This window comes from Leptolyngbya sp. PCC 6406 (assembly GCF_000332095.2).
Classification (GTDB): Bacteria; Cyanobacteriota; Cyanobacteriia; order Phormidesmidales; family Phormidesmidaceae; genus PCC-6406.
Genome location: NZ_KI913949.1, coordinates 3,861,203 through 3,865,849, shown reverse-complemented (window position 1 = coordinate 3,865,849; position 4,647 = coordinate 3,861,203). Strand labels below are relative to the sequence as shown.

Here is a 4,647-nt window from a genome sequence, read left to right as displayed (position 1 = left end):
TCAACTCGGCTCTTGGGGGGTGTTGTCTCGTCAGCCGTGGCAGGTTCTTGTGCCCCTAGCCCCGCTGCGGTTTGTTGCGCCGATAGGGCATAGCCGGTCTTCTGCCCCAGATCAACCACCGCCACCACTGACCATTCCAACCCCCGTTCGGCCCGCTGCGTTTTGCCGTTGTAGAACCAGTCCAGTCCGTAGGTGTGACGACCACTTTTCTCAGTAAAGGTGCAGTCCACCACTGCAATCTGAGTGCTGGTGTCTGCAATCACCTGCTCAATTAAGGCTTGGTTCAAGCTTTCTAGGCCCAGTCCAGCCTCAAAATGTCGCCGGTAGGTTCGTTCACAGCGGTCGCTGTATCGACTCAGGTTGGTGTAGTTGACTTTGCCACAAACCACAAAAATCGTGGTCATCAGCGTCATCAGAAACTGGCGCTGCGGTTTGCTAAATGGCCTGCTGTCGTCAGCAGACCGGCTAAGATGCGGTTGAGGCTATCCATCGGTGCACCGTGTTTTTCGTACACCTGCACTCTATGCGGTGGATAGCTTTTCTCCAACCTACCCCGAAAAACTGTCCGGAGTGTTGCCTTAAATATCGTGAACCCCTGATTCGATTTAGGCTTTTAGACCATTCACTCAAGAATCAATATGGATTTCCTGCAACGGACATTAGCATGCCTGTCTCTGAGTTCAGGCAACTAAACTTAGAGGTTCATCGCTGCTTTATTACTGAGAATGTGATGAATTTTTTAACGTTGCCGTCTCTAAAAAATAGCTTTGCTATCTTTGGTAGTGGATATGCTGTTCAAACCTTGAAAACCATCATATGGCTATCAAGCCATCCTATCTTTTACTGGGGAGATTTGGATGTTGATGGGTTTAAGATTTTATCTCAAGTACGGTCTTATTTTCCTCAAACAACGTCCATTATGATGGACATGGAAACATTTAGGGCATTTGATGAATTTGCTGTTTCTGTAGATGGAAGGATCCCTGAGACGTTGCCTTATCTCACTCCTGAAGAATCAACTTTATATATCTATCTCGCTTCTCATCAGAAACGTTTGGAACAAGAGCGTATCAGTCAGAATTATGTCAATCGATTTCTGCAAAATCTACTTGGTTAAAGAAAACTTCTCAACTCCTCTACCAAGGCTCCTTTATGCTTTGCTATTTCTCGCGCCTTTCGGGGGTGTGGATCAGGCGGAGCAACTGCTTCTAACGGCGTTGCCCTTTTTCTTGCGCCTCGCAACCACATTGCTGAGCCTGTTTATGATCGCGATCATTTATGAATCCCTGAATTAGGAGGGCGGCGGCGGTCAGGTCTTGTGGGCGATCGCAATGGCTGACGCTGGGGCTACAGCACTATCGGCAATCATCTCATCGGTGGCCCCATTAGCGGTCCCATGAGTGGTTCCATGGGTGGATCTATCCGTAGCACTGTCTTCTGCCACTGTGCTAACGGGGATCACCTGCACCGCACAGGCTTTGAGTTCCGGTTGGAGGGATTCGGGGCAGACATTGGGGACGGTGAGGGCATTGCATTCTGCTTCCTCGGCCCAGAGGGCTCCCCAGTGCATGGGCATAAACACTGTCCCTTGGCGGATGTATTGGGTGACGAGGACTTGAAGGCGGGCGCGGCCTCGGCGCGATCTCACCTCTACCCAGTTGCCGGACTGCAAGTGCAACCGCTGGGCGTCGAGGGGGCTCATTTCTAGTTGGGGAATGGGATGTAGGGTGCGGATTTTCTCAATGCGCCCGGTGCGGGTTTGGGTGTGCCAGTGGCCGTAGAGGCGTCCGGTGGTGAGTACAAAGGGATAGGCGGGGTCTGGGGGTTCTGCCAAACCTTTTTCATGGCAGGCGGCAAAGTGTGCCCGACCGTTGGCGGTGGCAAAGATGCGGTCTTCGTAGAGCCGTTTGTCCTGTTGGGTAGCGGGCACCGTTTCCCCCTGGGGACAAGGCCACTGGATTGCCCCTTCGGTGGCGAGGCGATCGTGGCTGAGGCCCGACATGTCGCACAGTCGCCCCTGGGTGAGGTGCACAAATTCTCCATGCACCGCTGCTGAAGAGGGGAAATCAAACTGATCGGTAAACCCCAGCCGTCGTCCCACCTCTGCAAAGATTTCCCAGTCGGGGCGAGCCTGACCGGGGGGCAGGCGAAACTGCTGGCAGAGCGTGACCATGCGCTCGGAGTTGGTCATGGTGCCGGTTTTTTCGCCCCACTGGGCGGCGGGGAGCAGGATATGGGCGTAGGCGGCAGTCTCCGTCGGATAGTAGGCGTCTTGGTACACCGTGAAGGGGGAGGCGCGGAGGGCAGCTTTGGTCCGTACTAGATCCGGCAGGCTCACGGCTGGGTTGGTGGCCACAATCCACAGCAGCCCAAGGTGGCCCCGTTCCAGAGCCAGCACCATGTCCCGTGCCGCCAGTCCTGGCTGGGGAGAAATACTATTCGGGGGGAGTCCCCACGCTTGTTCCAGCTCCTGACGATGCTGGGGGTTGGTGACGGAGCGGTATCCCGGCAAAATGTGGGCCAGTCCCCCGGTTTCACGCCCTCCCATGGCGTTGGGCTGTCCGGTGAGGGAAAAGGGACCCGCCCCCGGTTTGCCCACTTGGCCCGTCATGAGGTGCAGGTTAATCAAACTGCGGACCTTGGCGGTACCTTCGCTGGACTGGTTCATGCCCATGGACCAGAGGGAGAGCACTCGCTGAGATTCGCCCCACCACTGGGCGGCGGTTTCCAAATCCTGTTGGCGAATGCCGCAGAGAATGGCCACCCGCTCGGGGGGATAGTGGGCCAGAATTTCTGTATAGGCGGTGAAGCCTTCGGTGCAATTGGTGATGAATTCGGGATCAATCCAGCCCTGGCGCAGCAGCAGGTGAGCAATGCCGTGGAGCAGGGGAATGTCACTACCGGGTGCGATCGCAAGGTGCAGATCCGCATCCCGTGCGGTTTGGGTCCGGCGGGGATCCACCACGATGAGCTTGACCTTACCCCTTTGCTTTTTGTGGTACTTCCGCAGGCGGTTGTAGGCAATGGGATGGCATTCCGCCGCATTGGTGCCGATCAGAAAGGCGCAGTCCGTTAGCTCTAGGTCGGCGTAGCAGCAGGGGGGGCCATCGGAGCCGAAGCTCTGGGTGTAACCCGCCACTGCTGAGGACATACAAAGGCGGGAGTTGGAGTCAAAATTGTTGGTGCCCAGGCAACCCTTCAGCAATTTTTGGGCCACATAGTAGTCCTCGGTCTGGAGTTGGCCGGAGCCATACATGCAAATGCTCTGGGAGCCTAAGGTGCGGCGTAGGGTCTGAATGCGATCGCAGATCCGATCCAGAGCATCATCCCAGGTCACCCGCTGGAAAGGGGCATCTAGGGAATCCCGTATCATCGGATACTTGAGGCGATCCTGGTCTAGCGCCTCCGCCACTGTTGCCCCCTTGACACAGACCATACCCTGGCTAGAGGGATGGGCGCGATCGCCCCGCACCTGCCACAGGGGATTGCCCGCCTTGTCCCGATTCACAGGGCGACCGGGTAGCGCCGGAGGCTGTACCGCCAGACCACACCCCACCCCGCAATAGGGGCAAAGGGTAGAGACGGGATCAAAGGAAGACGAGGGAAATTTAGAGGGGGTCATGAAGCGTCATCCTGAATAGGAACCCAAAATTAGAGCCCCATAGAGACCCAGAATTTTGCGTTTCCAATGGGGAAATCTTGCCTCTCTACTCGTCTTCGTGGGCATAGCGACGGTAGAGGAAATCTAGCGCGTGGTTCCGCAGGTCATAGTATTCCGGCTGCTCCATCAACCGCGATCGCTGCCGGGGTCGGGGAAAGGGTAGATCCAGCACTTCGCCAATACGGGCCGCAGGGCCATTGGTCATCATCACTAGGCGATCGCCCAAAAACAGGGCCTCATCAATGTCATGGGTAATCATCAACACCGTCACCTGATGATCTGCCCAGATCCGCAGCAGTTCCTCCTGCAACTCCTCGCGGGTAATGGGATCCAAGGCTCCAAAGGGCTCGTCTAGAATCAGCATCTTGGGCTGGAGTGCCAGGGCGCGGGCAATGGACACCCGCTGCTTCATCCCCCCGGAGAGCTCCTTCGGCTTTTTGTTCGCCGCCTCCGTCAACCCCACTAGGGCCAAGTGCTCATTCACCAGCGCCACCTTGTCCTTGCGTTTCAGATGGGGAAACACCGACTCCACCGCTAAGTAGATGTTTTCATAGGCGGTCAGCCACGGCAGCAGGGAATAGTTCTGAAAGACCACCATGCGATCGGGACCGGGCTCCCGAATGGTCTGGGACTCTAGGCGAACTTCCCCCTGAGTCGGCTCACGAAAGCCAGAGACCATATCCAGCAGCGTGGACTTGCCACAGCCCGAGTGGCCAATTAAACAGATAAATTCCCCCTCGTTCACTGTGAGATGGATATTATCCAGCACCGGGTAGGGACCATTTGGGGTGGGGTAGACCTTGGAAACGCCATCAATGACGAGGAAGGGTTCCGTAGGTCGGGGAGAGGGGTGGGTGGTGGTGGTGGTGAGGGTTTGCATGGGGGGTGGGGTGTTGGGGTGATGGGGTAGGGGGGTGATGGGGTGATGGGGTGTTGGGGTGATGGGGTGTTGGGGTGATGGGGTGTTGGGGTGATGGGGTGATGGG

Annotated in this window: 3 protein-coding genes and 1 pseudogene; 1 reads left to right on the top strand and 3 read right to left on the bottom strand. The window is 56.6% G+C overall.

The genetic code is table 11. The features are described 5' to 3' along the window. Positions 1-413: pseudogene (locus LEP6406_RS34380) on the bottom strand (IS4 family transposase); the annotation flags it as partial. A 110-nt stretch (positions 414-523) separates the two neighbouring features. On the opposite strand from LEP6406_RS34380, the gene LEP6406_RS31360 reads away from it, so the two are divergent. Further along, positions 524-1,117, top strand: a complete 594-nt coding sequence (locus LEP6406_RS31360) for a DUF2220 domain-containing protein (protein ID WP_081748160.1) — start codon at positions 524-526, stop codon at positions 1,115-1,117. A gap of 192 nt (positions 1,118-1,309) precedes the next feature. On the opposite strand, the gene LEP6406_RS0217035 is transcribed toward LEP6406_RS31360, so the two are convergent. After that, on the bottom strand, positions 1,310-3,622 hold the full coding sequence (locus LEP6406_RS0217035) for a molybdopterin oxidoreductase family protein (protein ID WP_008313531.1): 2,313 nt from the start codon (positions 3,620-3,622) through the stop codon (positions 1,310-1,312). 85 nt (positions 3,623-3,707) lie between these two features. Then, positions 3,708-4,647 (bottom strand): ABC transporter ATP-binding protein (locus LEP6406_RS0217030; protein WP_409978144.1); only part of this gene is annotated, 940 nt, incomplete at its 5' end.

Coding starts and splice junctions, on each gene's coding strand:
- LEP6406_RS31360 (WP_081748160.1), top strand. CDS start 524: ATGCGGTGGATAGCTTTTCTCCAACCTACCCCGAAAAACTGTCCGGAG.
- LEP6406_RS0217035 (WP_008313531.1), bottom strand. CDS start 3,622: ATGACCCCCTCTAAATTTCCCTCGTCTTCCTTTGATCCCGTCTCTACC.